This window comes from Arthrobacter sp. UYCu511, assembly GCF_040547105.1.
GTDB lineage: Bacteria > Actinomycetota > Actinomycetes > Actinomycetales > Micrococcaceae > Specibacter > Specibacter psychrochitiniphilus.
This window is the reverse complement of record NZ_JBEPPB010000002.1, coordinates 345,534-363,505: the sequence shown is the minus strand read 5'-3', so window position 1 is coordinate 363,505 and position 17,972 is coordinate 345,534. Positions and strand designations below refer to the sequence as shown.

Sequence of the window (17,972 nt, the reverse complement as noted above, 5' to 3'; positions counted from 1 at the left end):
AGTTCAAATTATGCTCAGCATAGCCGCAGCACCTCACCCGAGCACAGCAAGTCACAGCTGGCGCACGTCACACGGCCAGCGTTGCGAGTGGGCCTGTGCGAAAGAGCCGTTAGGCTATTGTCACTCGCGGCTGAAAAGCCGGTTTAGCTAGGAGGCATGCGTGATTTGGACGGCGTTTAGCCTGCCCACAGGCAGTGTCTGGCTGTCTGCGCTGATTGTACTGGTGGATTTTGGCATCCGAGTGGTTGTTTTGGGTGTGATTCCGGGAAACCGGCGCCCCACTACTGCCATGGCGTGGCTGCTGTGCATCTTCTTCCTGCCCTATGTAGGGTTGCTCCTTTTCCTCATGTTCGGCAATTTTCGGCTTTCCCGGCGACGGCGTGAGAAGCAAGACGCCGTCAACCAGCGCATCATGGAAGGCACTAAGGGCATTGCGTCTTTGGTGCCCGAATATGATGGGCCGGCCTGGGTTAAATCGGCCATTGAATTGAACCAGAATCTGGGGTTTTTCCCGGCCATTGGTGGCAATACTGTCCGTCTGATTAAGGGATACCAGGAGTCCTTGGATCTTATGGCCGATGAAATCAGCCAAGCCACCGACTACGTCAACGCCGAGTTTTACATCATGAGTTCAGATGCCAGCACGAACAGGTTGTTCCAGGAGCTGGAAGCTGCGGCTGAACGCGGAGTCCGGGTGCGGGTACTTTTTGACCACATTGGGTCACTGCGGGTACCCGGCTATCTGGGGATGATCCGCCGGCTCAAGGCGAGCAAAATCCAGTGGCGGCGCATGCTGCCACTGCTGCCTGTCAAAGGCCAATGGCGCAGGCCGGATCTGCGCAACCACCGCAAGATTCTGGTGGTGGATGGCCGGGTGGGTTTCACGGGTTCACAAAACGTCATTGAGCCCTCCTATCGAAAAAAACGTAACGTCAAGGTTGGCCGTCAGTGGGTAGAACTCATGACACGTTTGGAAGGCCCCATTGTTGGCACCCTGAACGTCATGTTCGCCACTGATTGGTCCTCGGAAACCGAAGAAAATCTTGAATCTCAAATGGCTGCATACCATTGGGACACGTTTGAAGGTGGAGCCCTCTGCCAGGTGGTGCCCAGCGGGCCGGGATTTGTTACTGAGAACAATCTTCGCCTTTTCAACACTTTGCTGTATTCGGCAGAAAAACAGATCACCATCTCCAGCCCCTATTTTGTTCCGGATGATTCCCTTCTCTATGCCATCACCACCGCAGCGCAACGCGGTATTAAAGTGGAACTCTTCGTCTCCGAGGTGGGTGACCAGTTTCTGGTCCACCACGCTCAACGCTCCTATTACGAGGCGCTCTTGCGGGCCGGGGTGCGCATTTTTCTTTACCCCAAACCACTAGTGCTCCATGCCAAGCACTTCACCGTGGACTACGACGTTGCCGTGATTGGCTCCTCCAACATGGACATGCGCAGCTTCTCACTGAACCTTGAAGTCACTGTCATGATGATCGACCGCGCAGTGGTTGAACAAATGCACGCTGTTGAAGACCACTACCGCTCCATGTCACGTGAGCTGCATTTGGAAGAGTGGCTCACACGCCCAATTCTGGCCCGTTATGTGGACAACGTGGCCCGCCTAACCGCTACTTTGCAGTAGGCAACGCCCCGTGCTGCCTACCGCGGGAAATCGGCTCCCAGCGTGGATAAAACCCCGTGAGCCTTGGCCTGAATCTCCTGCCACTCCGCCTCGTCATCAGAGTCTGCCGTGATGGCGCCGCCGATCCCCAGCGAAAGGTGCGTGCCGCCGTCGTCCAGGTCTTGGAGGACCAGCGTGCGGATAACCACCGATAAATCAGTAGCAGCATTGAGGGAAAAATAGCCGATAGCGCCGGAATAGACGCCGCGCGGGCCGGCTTCGAGGCGGCTTAAAATGGCCATGGTGCTGATCTTCGGCGCACCCGTCATGGACCCGGCCGGAAATGCGGCAGCCACTGCTTGGGCTCGCGAACTGCCCGGGGCCAGCCGCGCCTCGATGGTACTGACCATCTGGTGCACCGTGGCGTAACTTTCAATAGCGCACAGCCGCGGAACCCTCAGTGAAGCCGGGACAGCAAAGCGCGAAAGATCATTGCGCAGCAGGTCCACGATCATCACGTTCTCGGCCCGATCCTTGGGTGATGACGCCAAATCCTCCCTGAGCGCGGCATCCAGCGCAGGGTCCGGATCACGCCGTCGGGTGCCCTTGATAGGCTCGGCACGCATCAGCCCCGCCGCATCAATGCGCAGGAAACGTTCAGGGGAAGTGCTGGCAATGCTCAGCGGACCGAGCCGGAGGAACGCTGCGAACGGGGCCGGGCTGCGCTTGCGCAGAGCCTGGTAGGTGGCCCAGTGATCCAGCCGTTCCGGCATGTTTGCCTCCAGCGTGGTTGTCAGGCAAACCTCGTAGGAGTTGCCGTCGCGGATCTGGGCTTGTGCCGCCGCGATCTTGTTCTTATAGCTGCGTTCGCCGTCCCTGCTAGTGAATTTCGGCGCTTTCCCATGTGGTGCCTGCTGTGGTGCCTGTTGAGGTTCAGGCGTCACTTTCGAGAGGGTTTGCTCCGTTTGGGCTGCTGGGCTCTCCAGCGCTGCTGCGTGAACTGCGCGGACGGTCTCCAAGAATTCTTGCGCTTCCCGCTGTGACGAGGGCTGCTGGGCGCCTGTCAGCGTCAGGACATAGAGGCAGTTCTGCCAGTGGTCAAGAACCACGGCGCGGCCTGCGAATATCAGCGCAGCATCAGCAATGGAATCCGGCCCAGTAGACAACCCAGCATCCGGACCGGTAGGTAGCCCGTCATTTGGCCCGGCAGTTTTCGGAGGTGCAGGGGCAGCCTGGACGCCGTCCGGATCGCCGAGACCGTAGCCCAAATACCCCAGCCAACCCAAAGTAAAGTCACCTGGATAGTCAGCCGGAGCGCGCACGGCCTTGCGCCCCCACGACGAGTCCAACCAAGGGAAAAACTGTCCACTGATATGAGCACTCACCTGACCCGCGGAAAGAGTTGTCAGCCCGCCCTGGTGGTGGGCTAGCTGGCCAAAACAACCTGAATCATCCGCCATGATGGAAAAGCGGGAACGGGCTGCTGCCGAGAACTCCCCAGGATCTCGTGCCAGCTTGATTGTCCCAGCCGGCTGCGCCGCCCCGCCTGTCTCAGCTATTGAACTATCCAGCCAGATGGCGTGTTCTGCCGCCCCATACAGCGAATGGAACAGCTGCTGGGCAGGTGGCAGCCCTTCGATCCTGACGGCGGAGAACTCCAGGCCACGCCGGCCTGCCAGTTCCGGGGAGAGCACGTGTTCCAGCTTGGGTAACTGGGTCAGCGCCGTTAAGACACCCTCGAGGGCGTTGGCCACACCATTACTTCCGTCCACAATCACATCGGCAAGCTGTGGGCGGTGACTGTCATCGAGGAGGCGGTCCTCCTGCTCAGCCCAAAGATCCCAAAATGGGGCGTAGGTCTCGCCGTCGCGCTCCAGCGCACGCTTCTTCCTGGTGGGGGAGGGCGTATCCACCCAAATGACGGCGTCCAGGAAATCCCTGGCCCTGCCATGGGAAGATCCCACACCCTCTACAAGAACCACCGGGGCAAGCTCGGTGGTGCGGGAGGCGCCGTCGTGCTTGGCCTCCCAATCCCATGCCGTCCATGTAGCGGGTTTCCCGGAATGCAGGGGCTCCAGGACAGTTTCAATATAGCGTTCCACGCCGCCGGCCAGTCCGTCCCAGCCGGGGTAGATGTCTTCAAGATGAAAGAGGGAGATGCTGCGGTGGCGTCGCAACAAGGTGGCCAGTTCCACGGCAAGGGTGGTTTTGCCGGCGCCGGATCGCCCGTCCACGGCAATGATGACGGGCTTAGGCACGGGCGCGGACCAGGGCCAGGATGCCGGGGATCGCGGCGGAGATCAGGTTCGCGCTTTCGTCAAAGTCGCGCGCGTTTCCGTACCAGGGGTCGTAAATGCCCTGCTGTTCGGTTGGCAAGTGGGCGGCTTCGGGATCGAAGGAGCGGAGCATGTGCACCTTGGCAGCGGCCGCGTCGTCGGGGGCCAGTGCCGCCAGCGCGTCGTAGTGGTCCGTGTCCAGGGCAAGGATGAGGTCCCGGCTGACGAACCAGGCGGGGTTGAACGTGCGAGCGACATGCTCCGTTGCGGTGATGCCGTGCTTGGCCAGGACATTCTTGGCCCTCGGATCGATCGGGTTTCCAATTTCCCACGCACTGGTCCCTGCGGAATCTACTTCCACGTCCAGCATGGCCTCCGCTGCCGCATGCGCCAGCATGAACTCAGCCATGGGGGAGCGGCAGATATTGCCGGTGCAAACGGTAATGATCCGGTAGGGGTTGGTCATGGTGCCAGTCTATCGGCGCTACTGCGGCTACAGGTGGCCGTCTGCGCTACCGCCCCCCACTTATGCGCCCCGTCGTAAGGGCGCCGAAGTGGGGGGGGGGCGGTAGCGGAAGGGGGAGCCGGGCGCGGAAGCGGGGTGCGGAAGCGGGGTGCGGGCGCGGTGGCTGCTACGCCAGCGCCAGTGCCACGCCCACGCCGATGAAGAGGATGCCGAAGATCCTGTTGAGGATGAGTTGACCGCGCTCGCTGGTGGTCAGGTGTTTGAGCTGTTTGGCGCCTGCGGCAAAGACAAACCACATCACGATGATGTCAATCACCACCACCGTGGCGGTCAGAATGACATATTGGGCCAGCAGTGGTTCGGAGGGGCGGATGAATTGTGGCATGAACGCCAAGAAGAAGACGATCGCCTTTGGGTTCAGGAGATTGACCCACAGCCCGCGGCGGAACATCGAGAACCCGTGCTCAACAGCGGCAGGTACGTCCCCGGCGTCGGCCGTCTCAGCCTTCGCCAGCAGTTTCCTGATACCCAGATAAACCAAGTAGGCCGCACCCACGTAGCGGATCAGCAAGAACAGGAACGGCGAGCTGGAGACGATGATGCCCACGCCGGCGGCAACAACTATCACATGGATAACAAGCGCCACTTGCTGGCCAAGGATGCCCCAAAAGGAGCGCCGGAACCCAGAGGTGAGAGCGTTGGACATGGTGTTGATGGCGCCTGCGCCCGGGGTCAGGCTGATCATGGCGCCGGCGCCGACAAGGGCCAGCCAGAGGGAGAGTTGCACTGGGTAATCCTACAAGGGGCAATCCTGCTAGTAGCAATCCTGCTAGCAGGGACGGCCAAGATGACCCGCCGGGACCCGCCAACTAAGATGAGGAAAATGAGTGATGCACTGCAACGTCCCGGACTCAACCGCCGCCACCTGCTCCAGCTGACCACGTTGGGTCTGGGAGCCGGCGCCCTTGCGGCACTGGCAGGCTGTTCCGGCAGGACGGGCCGTGAGGTCTTAGATACCTTCGGGAAGCTCGATTTCCGTAACCCGCTGCACATCCCACCGCTGGCGGAATCTGTAGTCAAGGACGGCCAGCGCGTCTTCGATCTTGTCACCCAGGCCGGCCAGTCAGAGATTGTTCAGGGCGGAAAAGCCGATACCTGGGGCGTCAACGGCGCGTTGCTGGGCCCCACGCTTCGGGCGCGGCGCGGCGAGGACATCCGCATCAATATCAGCAACAGCCTCGAGGTGGCCACCACCTTGCATTGGCACGGCATGCGCCTACCTGCCGTGGCCGACGGCGGCCCCCACCAAATGGTTGAACCCGGCGGAACATGGTCTCCCGCGTGGGGAATTGACCAGCCCGCGGCGACCCTCTGGTACCACCCGCACCCGCACGGTGAGACGGAAAAGCACGTCTACAAGGGCCTCGGTGGCATGTTCATCATTGACGACGACGAAGAAAGCCGCCTTGCGCTGCCACGTCACTACGGTGTGGATGACATTCCGGTCATTGTTCAGGACAAGACGTTCAACGCACAGGGCCAGCTCGTTGAGAGTGGCAGGGTTGGGGTTGGGATGCTGGGCGGTACGGTGCTGGTTAACGGAACCGCGGCTGCCGTACTGGCCGTCACTGCCGAGCACACGCGCCTGCGCCTGCTGAACGCCTCAACCGCTCGCAGCTACAACTTCGGCTTCTCCGATGATCGCAGCTTCACCATGATTGGCAGCGACGGAGGCCTCCTGGCCCAGCCGGTTCCGTTAAGCCGGATTATGCTCACCCCTGGCGAACGCGCCGAGATCATTGTTGCGGCAGCCCCCGGGGAGAAATTCACTTTGCGGTCCTTCCCCCAAGACTTAGGCGTTGCTGATTCGCGTGCCGCCGAGGTTGGAGCACAGGACAAACTGGAGATCTTGGAGCTCACGGCAGCAGCCACGCTGAGCCCTTCCGCACCGATCCCCACCCAGCTCGCCACCATGGACTACCCGGATCCGGCACTGGCCGGTGACATGCGCATGTTTCAGCTGAGCGATAACTCCATCAACAGCAAATTCATGGACATGGACAGAATCGATCTGGAAGTGAAGGCCGGGGCAACAGAAGCCTGGGGTGTCATCAACGCGCACAACCAGCCCCACAACTTCCACATTCATGACGTGCAGTTTCAAATTCTCAGCATGGACAACCAGCCGCCGCCGCCCGAGCTGGCCGGCTGGAAGGACACCGTCTATGTCCCTCCGCGCATGACCATTCGGCTGTTGATGCGCTTCGGAGAGCACACAGATCCGGTGATCCCCTACATGTATCACTGCCATTTGCTATGGCATGAGGACATGGGCATGATGGGCCAGTTCCTCGTGGTGGAGTAGCTGGTACAGCTAAGTAGTAGCGGCCCCGGCCCCGTCAGGCGTGGTGAGTGCCCTGCCGGGCCCGCTGGTACGCCCGGGTTAGGCTCGGGCTATAACTTCCCCGTTGGGCATGGCGAACCAGCCATCAGGTGCACTGCCCCAACTGCGCCAGGCAGCCGAAATATGCTGCAGGGTTGCGGTATCGGCGAGACCATAGGCAATGGCTTGTTCGGCGAATGTGGATCCCGTCACCCGATCCGCCCACACTCCAGCCAACCAGGTGCGTTCTTCGGCTGTCGCGTACAACCAAGTGGTGCTCGACGGCGTGATATCGGTGAATCCGGCAGCCTGGACCCAGTGCAGCAACCGCCGGCCAGCGTTCGGTTCAGCCTGGTTGTGCCGGGCTACCTGCTGATACAGGGACATCCACTGCTCCATTTCGGGCAGCTGGGGGTACCAGAACATGCCGTGAAAATCTGCATCTCGAACGGCCACTATGCCACCCGGTTTCGCCACCCGGCGCATCTCTTTCAGTGCCGCCACAGGATCGCTCAGATGCTGCAGAACCTGGTGGGCATGGACCACGTCGAAGCTGTCATTGGGAAAGTTCAGCTTGTAAACATCCCCCATCTCGAAGCTGAGATTGCTTAAATGCTGTTCCCGGGCCAGCGCGGTTGCAGCAGCCACAACTTCCGGTGAGCGGTCAATCCCCACCGCCTGCCCCGGCGCCACTAGCCGGGCAAAATCTGCTGTGATGGTGCCTGGGCCGGAGCCAACATCCAGCACGCTGAGCCCGTGGGTGAGGTGCGGGATCAAGTAGGCGGCAGAATTTTCGGCAGTGCGGGCCATGTGGGAGCGCAGCACGCTCGCATGGTGACCGTGTGTGTACACGTCCTGGTTCGCCGGTTCCGGCTGCTGGTCGCGTGATGGCTGAGCTCCCGGCTGTTGCGTGCCTGCGTGGCACGACGGCGTCGTGTGCTGATTCATGAAAAGGAGCGTACGCCTGCCGGGACGTAGCCGCTAGGCCCTGTCATAAGTTGGACCCGCGCACCGTTCGCAGGGTAACCATGCGCAGGATGGTTTCTACGCACGGTTGCCATACGAACTGTGCGCCGCTTCAGCCAGGCCGGCCCGCCCGCTGCTCAAGTACCCCAGAAAATAGTGGTGCAGACCACCAAAACCGACCATCCGACGCAGTACGTGTTCGCCTAAAGTGAAAGTTGAGCCAACTACACTCAACTCTATTTGACACCGGGATGAGTCTGAGTAAAGTTGAGTGCAGAACGCTCAATACCGCTGGTGAGCGAAACCGCACCCTACCGGGCAGACGGAAAAGTTTAGGCAGCGGCCCATGAAAGGAACCACTTATGTCACGTGCCGTAGGTATTGACCTCGGAACCACCAACTCGGTTGTATCGGTCCTGGAAGGTGGCGAGCCCACCGTTATTGCCAACGCTGAAGGCGGACGCACCACACCTTCCGTTGTTGCCTTCTCCAAGACTGGCGAAGTCCTGGTTGGCGAAATTGCCAAGCGCCAGGCCGTCAACAACATTGACCGCACCATCTCATCCGTCAAGCGCCACATGGGCACTGACTGGTCCATCGCGATCGATGACAAGAAGTACACGGCGCAGGAAGTCTCCGCCCGTATCCTGATGAAGCTCAAGAACGACGCCGAAGCGTACCTGGGCGAAAAGGTCACCGACGCTGTTGTTACCGTCCCGGCCTACTTCAACGACGCCGAGCGACAGGCCACGAAGGAAGCCGGCGAAATCGCGGGCTTGAACGTGCTGCGCATTGTCAACGAGCCCACCGCTGCCGCGCTGGCTTACGGCTTGGAAAAGGGCAAGGAAGACGAGCTCATCCTGGTCTTCGACCTCGGTGGCGGAACGTTCGATGTTTCCCTGCTCGAAGTTGGCAAGGACGAAGATGATTTCTCCACCATCCAGGTGCGCGCAACCTACGGCGATAACCGCCTCGGTGGCGATGATTGGGATCAGCGGATCGTTGACTTCTTGCTGAACCAGCTCAAGGTCAAGGGCATCGACCTGTCCAAGGACAAGATCGCCCTGCAGCGTCTGAAGGAATCAGCTGAGCAGGCCAAGAAGGAACTCTCCTCGGCCTCCAGCACCAACATCTCACTGCAGTACCTCTCCGTTACCGCTGACGGACCGGTGCACTTGGATGAGCAGCTGACCCGCGCCAAGCTCCAGGACCTGACCAAGGACCTGCTCGAGCGCACCAAGAAACCGTTCAACGACGTCATCAAGGAAGCCAACATCAAGGTTTCTGACATCGATCACATCGTGCTTGTTGGTGGCTCCACCCGCATGCCTGCCGTGGTGGAACTGGTCAAGGAACTCGCTGGGGGCAAGGAGCCCAACAAGGGTGTCAACCCGGATGAGGTTGTGGCCGTTGGTGCCGCACTGCAGGCCGGTGTCTTGAAGGGTGAGCGCAAGGACGTTCTGCTGATTGACGTCACCCCGCTGTCCTTGGGTATTGAAACCAAGGGTGGTGTGATGACCAACCTGATCGAGCGCAACACGGCTATCCCCACAAAGCGTTCCGAGACCTTCACCACCGCTGATGACAACCAGCCCTCGGTTGCCATCCAGGTCTTCCAGGGCGAGCGCCAGTTCACTCGTGACAACAAGCCGTTGGGCACGTTCGAGCTGACCGGTATTGCACCGGCTCCGCGCGGCGTCCCGCAGGTTGAGGTCACCTTCGACATTGACGCCAACGGCATTGTGCACGTCTCCGCCAAGGACAAGGGCACCGGTGTTGAGCAGTCAATGACCATCACGGGCGGCTCCTCGCTGTCCAAGGATGACATTGAGCGCATGGTTCAGGAAGCTGAAGAGCACGCAGCAGAGGACAAGGTTCGCCGCGAGGCAGCCGATCTGCGCAACTCCGCAGAGCAGCTGCACTACTCGGTGGACAAGGTCCTGGCCGATAACGATGACAAGCTCTCTGACGAGGTCAAGAACCCGGTCAAGGAAGACGTCACCGCGCTCAAGACCGCTCTTGCAGGTGATGACGATGCAGCCGTGAAGACCGCGTTTGAGAAGCTGCAGGCTTCGCAGTCCTCGCTGGGTGAGGCTATCTACGCCGCAGCCCAGGCTGAGGGTGCAGCGGCCGACGCCGGTGCGCCTGCCGATGGTGCTGCTGGTGCAGCGGCTGCTGACGAGGACATCGTTGACGCCGAGATCATCGACGAAGACGAAGCGAAGTAAGTATGTCTGAGTCCGTAAACCCCGAAGAGGTCCCGGAGGACGCCCCTGTTGGCGAGCCCGCCCAGACCCCTGCAGCCGAGAATTCCGCAGCCGAGGGCGATGCCCTGGCCCAGGCCGAGGAGATCCTCAACGGTGTTGAGGTTCCGGCGGAAGAATCCGTGGCTCAGGGTAGCGAAGCTGACGAGGTTATTGAGCTAAAGAATGACCTTCTTCGCTTGCAGGCCGAGTACGTCAACTACCGCAAGCGTGTTGAGCGCGACCGGGCAGTTGCCGGCCAGATGGCTGTCATTGGCGTGCTGAACTCGGTGTTGCCCGTGATGGATGACATCGACGCAGCACGCGCCCACGGCGATCTGGTGGATGGCCCGTTTGCGGCCATTGCCACGAAGCTGGAAACAGTGTTGAGTACCTATGGCTTGGAGAAGATCGCCGCCGTTGGTGTTCCGTTCGACCCCACGGTCCACGAGGCACTGATCCAGCAGCCCGGAGCTGATATTGAAGTTGACACTGTCAGCCAGGTGCTGCGCAACGGTTACAAGTCCGGCGAGCGTATCCTGCGCGCCGCACAGGTGATCGTGGCAGTTCCCGAAGCCTAATCCCCACGCCCTCCCTGGCTGAATCCGCTGGCGCGGATTCAGCCAGGGCACTAGGGCGCGTGGGCCCAAGCATTACCCCACAAATTTTTAGGAAGGAGGCGTCTTGGCAAGTCAGGATTGGGTCGAGAAAGACTTTTATAAAATCCTTGGTGTGTCCAAAGATGCATCGGAGGCCGAGATCAAGAAGGCCTACCGAAAGTTGGCCCGCAAGTATCACCCGGATACCAACTCCGGTGATCCCCAAGCGGAAAAGACTTTCAAGGACGTCTCCGAAGCGTATTCAGTGCTTTCCAGCAAGGAAGACCGCGAGCAGTACGATGCCATCCGTGCCATGGGTGGAGGCGCCCGGTTCAGTGCCGGCGGCGCGGGCCATAGTGGCGGAGGTTTTGAAGACGTCTTTGGAGACCTCTTTGGTGGCGGACGTGGCGCACCCCGCGGGAATCCCCGGGGGAATCCGGGGTTTGGCGGCTCCGGCCTACCGCCGGAATTCGCAGACCTTTTTGGTGGCGGATTTGGCGGCGGTGGCGGTTTCCAGCCCACACCCACCAAGGGTGCAGACCGAACTGCCAGCACGTCCATCTCCTTTGGTGGCTCCATCCACGGAACCAAGATTGCCCTGCGTGAGCCCAATGGTGAGGTCATCGATGTGCGCATCCCCGCGGGCATCAAGGATGGCCAGAAGGTCCGGGTCAAAGGCAAGGGGCAACAAGGCGCTGCCGGCCCCGGCGACTTGATGGTCACAGTCAATGTCAAAGCCCATGAGTTCTTCCAGCGGGACGGGAACAATATCCGCATCCACGTCCCGGTCACCTTCCCGGAAGCCGCGCTGGGAGCCGATATCAGTGTCCCCACCCTCACCGGGGACACGGTGCGCGTCCGTGTTCCTGCCGGGACGCCGTCGGGCCGCACCTTGCGGGTCAAGGGTGCCGGCGTCAAAACCAAAAAGGGCGACGGCGATCTGCTCGTCACGATCGACGTGGCAGTTCCGCAAAAGCTCAGCAAGGAAGCCGAAGAGGCGGTGCGCGCCTTTGCCCAAGCAACAGCAGATGGCGATCCTCGCGCAGCGTTGGCGGAAAAAGCCAAACTCTAATCCCCGCCTGCCCGATTGGGCCCACCGTTGGAAAGGAAATTGCAATGATTGTTGATCAGTATGCCCCCATCTTTGTGATTTCCGTGGCGGCCGAATTGGCGGAGATGCACCCGCAGACGCTGCGCCAGTACGATCGTTTGGGCATCGTTAAGCCCAACCGTGCTCCGGGACGGGCTCGCCGGTACTCCCAGCATGACGTGGAGATGCTCCGCGAAGTGCAGAGGCTCTCTCAGGAGGGCGTGTCGCTGGAGGGAATTCGGCGCATCATGGAGTTGGAGAATCAGGTTGATGCGTTGCGGAGCAAAGTGCTGGAGCTAAGCCAACAGCTCGAAGCAGTGAGCGCCGAAATGGAATCGCGGCCGCTACGTGCCAATAGCAGGGTTTTTGCCGCAGGACTGACAGGCGGGGACATTGTGGCCCTTGCCCGCGGACAACGTCCGCGCCCCCGTAGCCAGGCCATGGTGATCTGGCGCCCGCAACGCTAGTCCCCACCCGCTCCCCGGACTCGTTCCTCGGCCGGGGACCCTCGCGGGCGTGGGCCCACCCACCCGCTCCCCGGACTCGTTCCTCGGCCGGGGACCCTCGCGGGCGTGGGCCCACCACCCGCTCCCCGGACTCGTTCCTCGGCCGGGGACCCTCGCGTGCGTGGGCCCACACAGATGTTTGACGTGAGGCTAGTCGCGGAACAGGCCCGCCAGATCCGTGGCTGTCAGGGCCCCGCTGGAGAGCGAATCCCCACTCATGACATCCGAGAACAGTTGCGATTTCTTCGCCTTCAGGGCCATGACCTTTTCCTCGATGGTGTCCTTGGCAACCAGCCGGTACACCATGACGTTCTTCTTTTGCCCAATACGGTGTGTACGGTCCACGGCCTGCGCCTCGGAGGCCGGGTTCCACCAAGGATCCAGAATAAAAACGTAGTCAGCCTCGGTCAGGTTCAAGCCGAAACCACCAGCCTTGAGGCTGATCAGGAACAGCGGGGCGTCACCGTTTTTGAATTCATCCACCACGGCGGCCCTGTTCCGAGTGCCACCGTCCAGATAGGTAAAATCAATACCCTCGGCAATGAGACGCTCCCGCACCTTCCCCAGAAAGCCTGTGAACTGGCTAAAGATCAAGGCGCGGTGGCCTTCTTTGACCACATCCTCCAACTGCTCAAAAAGTACATCCAACTTGGAGGAGCGCACGCCGGCTTGGCTCTCATCTACCAAAGAGACATCCAAACTGAGCTGACGGAGCAGGGTCAGGGATTGGAAGATGGTGAAACGGTTCTTGTTCACATCCTCCAACAAGCCCAAAATCTTGGCCCGTTCACGCTGCAAATGCGTTTGGTAGATCTTCTGGTGGCGCGGGTTCAGTTCAACTTCTAGAATCTGCTCCTGCTTGGCCGGCAGGTCATCAATGACTGCTTCCTTGGTGCGGCGCAGCATAAGCGGTTTGACCCGGGCACGCAGCTTGCCCAGCAGCTCGGAATCGGCGTTCTTCTCAATGGGACGTTGGTAGAACTCAGCAAAACGTTTGGGGCTGGGGAACAGGCCCGGGGCCACAATGGAAAGCAGCGCCCACAGCTCCATGAGGTTGTTTTCCATGGGAGTACCCGTGACAGCCAGTTTGAACGGTGCCTTCAATTTACGCACGCACTGGTATGCCTTGGACTGGTGGTTCTTGACGAACTGGGCCTCATCCAGAATCAACCCGGCAAACGGCTGCATCGCGTATTCGGCAAAATCTATGCGAAACAGTGCGTAGGAGGTGATGACAATGTCTGCTTCGGCAAAGAAGTCCGCTGACACCAGCCCTGACTTGGCAAAAGTTTCCGAAACGGTGACAACCTTTAGCCCCGGCGCGAACTTCACGCTTTCACTGGCCCAGTTGCCCACCACGGAGGTGGGTGCCACTACCAGGAACGGCTCCGAGTGGCCGGGGTTATCCGCCTTCACTTGGCATATCAGCGCCAGAGTCTGCACGGTTTTACCCAAGCCCATATCATCAGCCAGCACGCCGCCAAGCCCGAAACTGTACAAAAAATGCAGCCAGTTGAAACCCTCAAGCTGGTACGGGCGCAGGGTTGCATGTAAATCGACAGGAGCCGGCAGTGGCTCGGGTGGGCCGCCGTCGAGCAGCCCGGAAACGGCCGCACGCCACGCCTGCGCCTGCTCATCCACAATGCCCAGTTGGGCCAGCTCATCCCACAACCCGGCCTGGAAGCGGCTGATGCGTAGCTCGCCGTCCTTGTTGTCATTGAGGCTGCGAGCTTCATCAATCAAGGCACGCAGCTGGTGCAGTTCGGGGCGGTCCAAGGAGAAATAGGCACCGCTGGGCAGCAACATGCGGGTATTGCCGGCGGCCAAGGCGGAGAACACGGCAGCAAAGGAGACGTACTGGCCCTCGAGCGTGATCACAATGCCCAGATCGAACCAGTCCCGCTCATCCGTGGCCTTGGTGGAAATGGTGACAATGGGAGCCTCAGTGACCTCGCGGTAGCTGGCAATATCTCCAGTTGTGCTCACCTCAACGCCGGGCAGCTCCGCCAGACGTGGCAGGACAATTTCGGTGAAGGTCAAGGTGTTCAGATCACTCAACGCCGCAGTGGCCGCCAGCGTAGGCTCCCCCCACGCATGATTGGCTGCCACGCCCATGGCAGTGATGTCCTCCCACGGCGCGCCCACACTGGCCAGCAGACGGGCCTCGGCGCCAGTGTCGCGAACAGCGGTTTCCCCCAGATCGGGCCACAGCGGCAGCGACATCACCCGGGCGCCCACAGGGTAGTGCCATTCCCAGTGCAGCCGCACGGTATGGTCACTGCCGTAGGCAGCCAGCAAGGACAACGTGGGTTCCGTGTAGGCCGGCAATTCCACGGAATTATTGGCCGAGACCACGGGGGCGGTCTGCTTCAGGGACGGGTAGAAGTGGGTTAGGAATTTCTCCCTGGCCTGCTCCGGAATGTGGATGGCTTCCTTGCGCAGCGCAAATTCGAGCAGTTGCGGGGACGTTTCCCCCGGCAGCGGAGCCAGTGTAACGCTGCCACGGACGACGGCGTTGCGGCCTTGCGTAGCGGCGGCTGCTGTTGCATTGGGGTCGGCCGGGTCGGAAAAGAACAAACCGTAGACGGGGGAGCCAATCTGGCCCACGATTTCGGCGGTGACGGGTGCGCCCTCGAGCTCTATTAGCGGGCCAACATCCAAGGCGCCAGAGTCATCCTGGGTCACGTCCAGCTGAAGCGTCACGGCTTCGCCACTGACCCGGATGGGATCGCCCGTGCCGGAATGAATGAGCGCAATCCCGCTCTTGTGGGCTGTGCCCAGAAGCTGCCACAGGTTCCGGCCGGCAAAGTCGTTCAAGGACAGCCACGCCCCGGCATTTCCGTGATTAGTTTGGCGGGGGCTATGCGAGGCCAGGAACTCGGTGAGCCACTCAAGCTGGGTGCGATCGTGGGCTCCACCATAGGAGAGGTAGCCCAGCGTTGACCAGCTGACACCGGATTTGACCCACTTGCCGCGGGTTCCCATGACTACGGGCCGGACGTTCAGGACCGGCTGGGAGGGGACCGTACTGCCCCGGCCCCGGTAGGAAAAGCGCGGCGGGGGAACGTGAAGTTCAAACTGCAGGCCCAGAGCGGGAGTGTCCGGGCTGGGGGCGGAGGCGGCGGGGGGCAATAGCGCCGAAAGGGCGGCCTCCCAGGAGTTATCTGCAGTGATCTCCGTGCTCGGGGCAGGTGCAGACTTGCTGTCCTTGGCCTTGGCCAAGAGAGTTTCTAGGAAGGTGGGTTCCCGCGGGGATTCTTCCGGGACAAAAAAGTCAGTGAATGAGGGATCCTGCTCGGCCGCAGCAATCAGTGCCACCACGTGCTTACAGTTTTGCCGGATAGAACAGTTGCAGATACCCACCCGGCAGGCGATGACGCCGTCGTGCTCACGGACCAGTTTGGCCGTGGGCCGGTACACCTGGGTGCCTGTCACCTTGCCGGAGAGCAGGCCCGTTGCCGGTTCCAACACAATGTCGCTAACGCGGTCCTCATCGGCGTAGGCGCGGCCGGCGGCAATGGAATTCTCAGTAAACTCGGCGATCCGCGTCATCAAGGGCGAGCCAGCGGAGGAGTACGTCACGGAACTTATCCACCTGTCGGTTGGGGATGACCCTAGGCGAAGGACCACATCTATCAATCCTACGCAGTATTGGCGGCCATTTTTTACCTAGGGGCTGCTCTGCGCCAAAATGTGTAGCAAAAAGTTTCCCGCCATGTCAAAAACGGGAGCGGCGTGCCGGGCAGGTGCCCGGCATGCCGCCTGCGGGTTTGAGGAAGGGCAAGGAGGAACAGGGTAGGAGGAAAAGGGGGAAAGACTATGGGATGGCCGATGTCACTGGTGATTTTGCCCGGTCTTTAACAAAGACCAGCGCGAACAACAAGGCCACCATGGCGGTGACAACCAGAAGTGAAAGGCCAATGGCGTACTTGTAGCTTTCGGCATCGGGGTTGTACGTCATGCCCATGATCAGGGGCGGGAAGTAGCCGCCGAGCCCGCCGGCGGCACTGACGATACCGCCCACAGTTCCCATTTTTCCTTCCGGGGACAGTTTGCCTACCCAGGCAAAGACGCCGCCGGTGCCCAGGCCAAGCGCTGCAGCCAGGCCAATGAAGATGGGGCCAGCTTCAACGTCAGCCGCTGGTTCCAGAGCTACCAGGAAGCCCAAAATGGCCACGCCCGCCAACGAAGCAATGACAACGGGCTTGGACCCTATTTTATCTGCCAGCACGCCACCAATGGGCCGGGCGAGCACGGCAGCTAGGGCAAAGCCGGCTGTTCGGGCTCCGGCTGAGCTCGGGTCAAATTCGTAAACATCGCGCAGGTAGGTGGGTAGGTACGTTGCGAAGGAGACAAAGCCGCCAAAGACTACTGCATACAGGAAACATAGTTTCCAGGTGACAGCCAGCTTTGAGGCATCCAGAAGCTTGGGCAGCACGGGTTCCTTGCTGGGTACCCAATCGGGTGCGTTCTTCATGAAGAACCAGACCAGGACCGCCATCACAGCCAGCAACACAGCAACGAGCAAGTGAGTGGGCACGTAGCCAATGGACTTCACCAGACGCGGGTTCAAGAACGCGGCTAGGGCGGTTCCACCCATGCCGGCGCCAAAGACGCCCGTGGCGAAGCCGCGCCTGGCTGGTGGGTACCAGGCGCTGACAAAGGGAATGCCCACGGCAAACACAGTGCCTGCCACACCGAGTAGAAACCCGCCAATGAGGACAATCGTGAAGGAATTCAACGAACCGCCCAAGGCGACCAGGAGAACTGTTGGAATAGTGGCAAGCAAAACGAAGGTGAAAAGGGCGCGTCCCCCGTATTTGTCCGTCATGGCGCCCACCACTATGCGCCCTAACGAGCCCACAAAGATGGGCATGGCCACCAGAACGCCCATGACCCCTGCAGAGAGCTCCATGTTGTGGGCGTAGTGCGTGCTCAGGGTGGCAATCATGTTCCAAGCCCAAAAGGCCACCACCGAAGCTGCAGTGGCCATAACCAAGTTCAGGGCTTGGCCCTTAACGACTTGTTGGGCAGGCGCGGGTGCGGATGTTTCTCGTGCCATTCTCTCTCCTGGGCTAGCGGTGCTGGGTGTCTCGGTCGTGGGTGCCAACGTCGGACCAGCCGTGGCGGTTTGCCACGCTGGCCCCCTTGTCCCGTGAGCGGTAGACAATGTAGGGCCGGAACAAGTAGTGCAGAGGGGCTGTGAAGGCGTGAACCAGGCGGGTGAACGGCCACACCATGAACAACAGCATGCCTACCAAGGTATGCAGGTGGAACGCGAACGGCGCCGCAGCCATGGCGGCCACATCGGGCTGGAAGATGAACAGCGAACGGAACCAGGGCGAGACGGTGTCCCTGTAGGTCAGGTCATGAGAGGGCCAGAACACGCTGGCCAATGTGGTCCACAAGCCAAAGATGATCGCAGCCACCAGCACCACGTACATCATCTTGTCGTTCTTGGTGGTGGCCATGAAAACAGGGCCGGTTTTGCGGCGGCGGATGATGAGGATGATGATGCCACCCAACGTCCCCACTCCGGCAATGGTGCCAACAAAAAGCGCGTTGAAGTGGTACAGGCTCTCCGTCATGCCAACCGCTTCGGTCCATGACTTCGGGATCACCAGGCCAAAGAAGTGCCCGGCAATGACGGCCAATAATCCAAAGTGAAAGATGGGCGAGCCAATCCGCAGCAGCCTGGACTCATAGAGCTGGGAGGAGCGGGTGGTCCAGCCAAACTGATCGTACTTATACCGCCACAGGGAGCCGCCCACCAAGATGACAACCATGACGTAGGGCAGCACGCCCCAGAGGATAATATCCATAGC

At 60.6% G+C, this 17,972-nt stretch carries 13 protein-coding genes; 6 read left to right on the top strand and 7 right to left on the bottom strand.

What is annotated here, in order from left to right; all coding sequences use genetic code 11:
* The first annotated feature begins 163 nt into the window (after positions 1-163).
* Positions 164-1,639: a cardiolipin synthase gene (gene cls / locus ABIB48_RS04935; protein ID WP_396334221.1), complete on the top strand. Its 1,476-nt coding sequence runs from the start codon at positions 164-166 to the stop codon at positions 1,637-1,639.
* A 17-nt stretch (positions 1,640-1,656) separates the two neighbouring features.
* Here the strand turns inward: cls and pabB are convergent, their stop codons facing one another.
* From pabB to ABIB48_RS04920, 3 genes are all read right to left on the bottom strand, one after another.
* The gene (gene pabB, locus ABIB48_RS04930; protein ID WP_354212311.1) at positions 1,657-3,876 is read right to left on the bottom strand and encodes an aminodeoxychorismate synthase component I; all 2,220 of its coding nucleotides are present in this window, start codon (positions 3,874-3,876) and stop codon (positions 1,657-1,659) included.
* The gene (locus ABIB48_RS04925) at positions 3,869-4,360 is read right to left on the bottom strand and encodes a low molecular weight protein-tyrosine-phosphatase (protein ID WP_354212310.1); all 492 of its coding nucleotides are present in this window, start codon (positions 4,358-4,360) and stop codon (positions 3,869-3,871) included. The genes pabB and ABIB48_RS04925 overlap by 8 nt, the downstream gene beginning before the upstream one ends.
* A gap of 166 nt (positions 4,361-4,526) precedes the next feature.
* A complete protein-coding gene (locus ABIB48_RS04920) occupies positions 4,527-5,147 on the bottom strand; it encodes a LysE family transporter (RefSeq protein WP_354212309.1) in 621 nt (206 codons plus the stop codon).
* Between the two features lie 96 nt (positions 5,148-5,243).
* Between ABIB48_RS04920 and ABIB48_RS04915 the strand changes: the two genes are divergently transcribed.
* A complete protein-coding gene (locus ABIB48_RS04915) occupies positions 5,244-6,725 on the top strand; it encodes a multicopper oxidase family protein (RefSeq protein WP_354212308.1) in 1,482 nt (493 codons plus the stop codon).
* Positions 6,726-6,803: 78 nt separating this feature from the next.
* Here the strand turns inward: ABIB48_RS04915 and ABIB48_RS04910 are convergent, their stop codons facing one another.
* Positions 6,804-7,691 carry a methyltransferase domain-containing protein gene (locus ABIB48_RS04910; protein WP_502914100.1) on the bottom strand — a complete coding sequence of 296 codons (888 nt, stop codon included), beginning with the start codon at positions 7,689-7,691 and terminating at the stop codon, positions 6,804-6,806.
* A gap of 380 nt (positions 7,692-8,071) precedes the next feature.
* Here ABIB48_RS04910 and dnaK point away from each other — a divergent pair, with 380 nt between their 5' ends.
* The 4 genes from dnaK (at position 8,072) to ABIB48_RS04890 (ending at position 12,108) form a co-directional block, all read left to right on the top strand.
* Positions 8,072-9,937 carry a molecular chaperone DnaK gene (dnaK, locus tag ABIB48_RS04905; protein WP_354212307.1) on the top strand — a complete coding sequence of 622 codons (1,866 nt, stop codon included), beginning with the start codon at positions 8,072-8,074 and terminating at the stop codon, positions 9,935-9,937.
* A gap of 2 nt (positions 9,938-9,939) precedes the next feature.
* Entirely contained in the window at positions 9,940-10,533 is a 594-nt protein-coding gene (locus ABIB48_RS04900) for a nucleotide exchange factor GrpE (protein WP_110105200.1), read from the top strand.
* A gap of 103 nt (positions 10,534-10,636) precedes the next feature.
* Complete coding sequence (locus tag ABIB48_RS04895) at positions 10,637-11,623, top strand: DnaJ C-terminal domain-containing protein (RefSeq protein WP_110105199.1); 987 nt, start codon at positions 10,637-10,639, stop codon at positions 11,621-11,623.
* Positions 11,624-11,667: 44 nt separating this feature from the next.
* A complete protein-coding gene (locus tag ABIB48_RS04890) occupies positions 11,668-12,108 on the top strand; it encodes a heat shock protein transcriptional repressor HspR (protein WP_110105198.1) in 441 nt (146 codons plus the stop codon).
* 189 nt (positions 12,109-12,297) lie between these two features.
* On the opposite strand, the gene ABIB48_RS04885 is transcribed toward ABIB48_RS04890, so the two are convergent.
* The 3 genes from ABIB48_RS04885 to narI all read right to left on the bottom strand — a co-directional run bounded on the left by ABIB48_RS04885 (position 12,298) and on the right by narI (position 17,969).
* Complete coding sequence (locus tag ABIB48_RS04885) at positions 12,298-15,699, bottom strand: DEAD/DEAH box helicase (RefSeq protein ID WP_354212384.1); 3,402 nt, start codon at positions 15,697-15,699, stop codon at positions 12,298-12,300.
* A gap of 265 nt (positions 15,700-15,964) precedes the next feature.
* Positions 15,965-17,209, bottom strand: coding sequence for an MFS transporter (locus ABIB48_RS04880; RefSeq protein ID WP_354212306.1), 1,245 nt, complete (start codon positions 17,207-17,209; stop codon positions 15,965-15,967).
* Between the two features lie 13 nt (positions 17,210-17,222).
* Entirely contained in the window at positions 17,223-17,969 is a 747-nt protein-coding gene (narI, locus tag ABIB48_RS04875) for a respiratory nitrate reductase subunit gamma (protein ID WP_315913908.1), read from the bottom strand.
* Positions 17,970-17,972 lie beyond the last annotated feature (3 nt).

What these genes read in the sequence shown, in the direction of transcription:
- ABIB48_RS04925 (WP_354212310.1), bottom strand. Translation starts at nt 4,360, where the DNA reads ATGACCAACCCCTACCGGATCATTACCGTTTGCACCGGCAATATCTGC.
- ABIB48_RS04915 (WP_354212308.1), top strand. Translation starts at nt 5,244, where the DNA reads ATGAGTGATGCACTGCAACGTCCCGGACTCAACCGCCGCCACCTGCTC.
- ABIB48_RS04910 (WP_502914100.1), bottom strand. Translation starts at nt 7,691, where the DNA reads ATGAATCAGCACACGACGCCGTCGTGCCACGCAGGCACGCAACAGCCG.
- dnaK (WP_354212307.1), top strand. Translation starts at nt 8,072, where the DNA reads ATGTCACGTGCCGTAGGTATTGACCTCGGAACCACCAACTCGGTTGTA.
- ABIB48_RS04900 (WP_110105200.1), top strand. Translation starts at nt 9,940, where the DNA reads ATGTCTGAGTCCGTAAACCCCGAAGAGGTCCCGGAGGACGCCCCTGTT.
- ABIB48_RS04890 (WP_110105198.1), top strand. Translation starts at nt 11,668, where the DNA reads ATGATTGTTGATCAGTATGCCCCCATCTTTGTGATTTCCGTGGCGGCC.
- ABIB48_RS04885 (WP_354212384.1), bottom strand. Translation starts at nt 15,699, where the DNA reads ATGACGCGGATCGCCGAGTTTACTGAGAATTCCATTGCCGCCGGCCGC.
- ABIB48_RS04880 (WP_354212306.1), bottom strand. Translation starts at nt 17,209, where the DNA reads ATGGCACGAGAAACATCCGCACCCGCGCCTGCCCAACAAGTCGTTAAG.
- narI (WP_315913908.1), bottom strand. Translation starts at nt 17,969, where the DNA reads ATGGATATTATCCTCTGGGGCGTGCTGCCCTACGTCATGGTTGTCATC.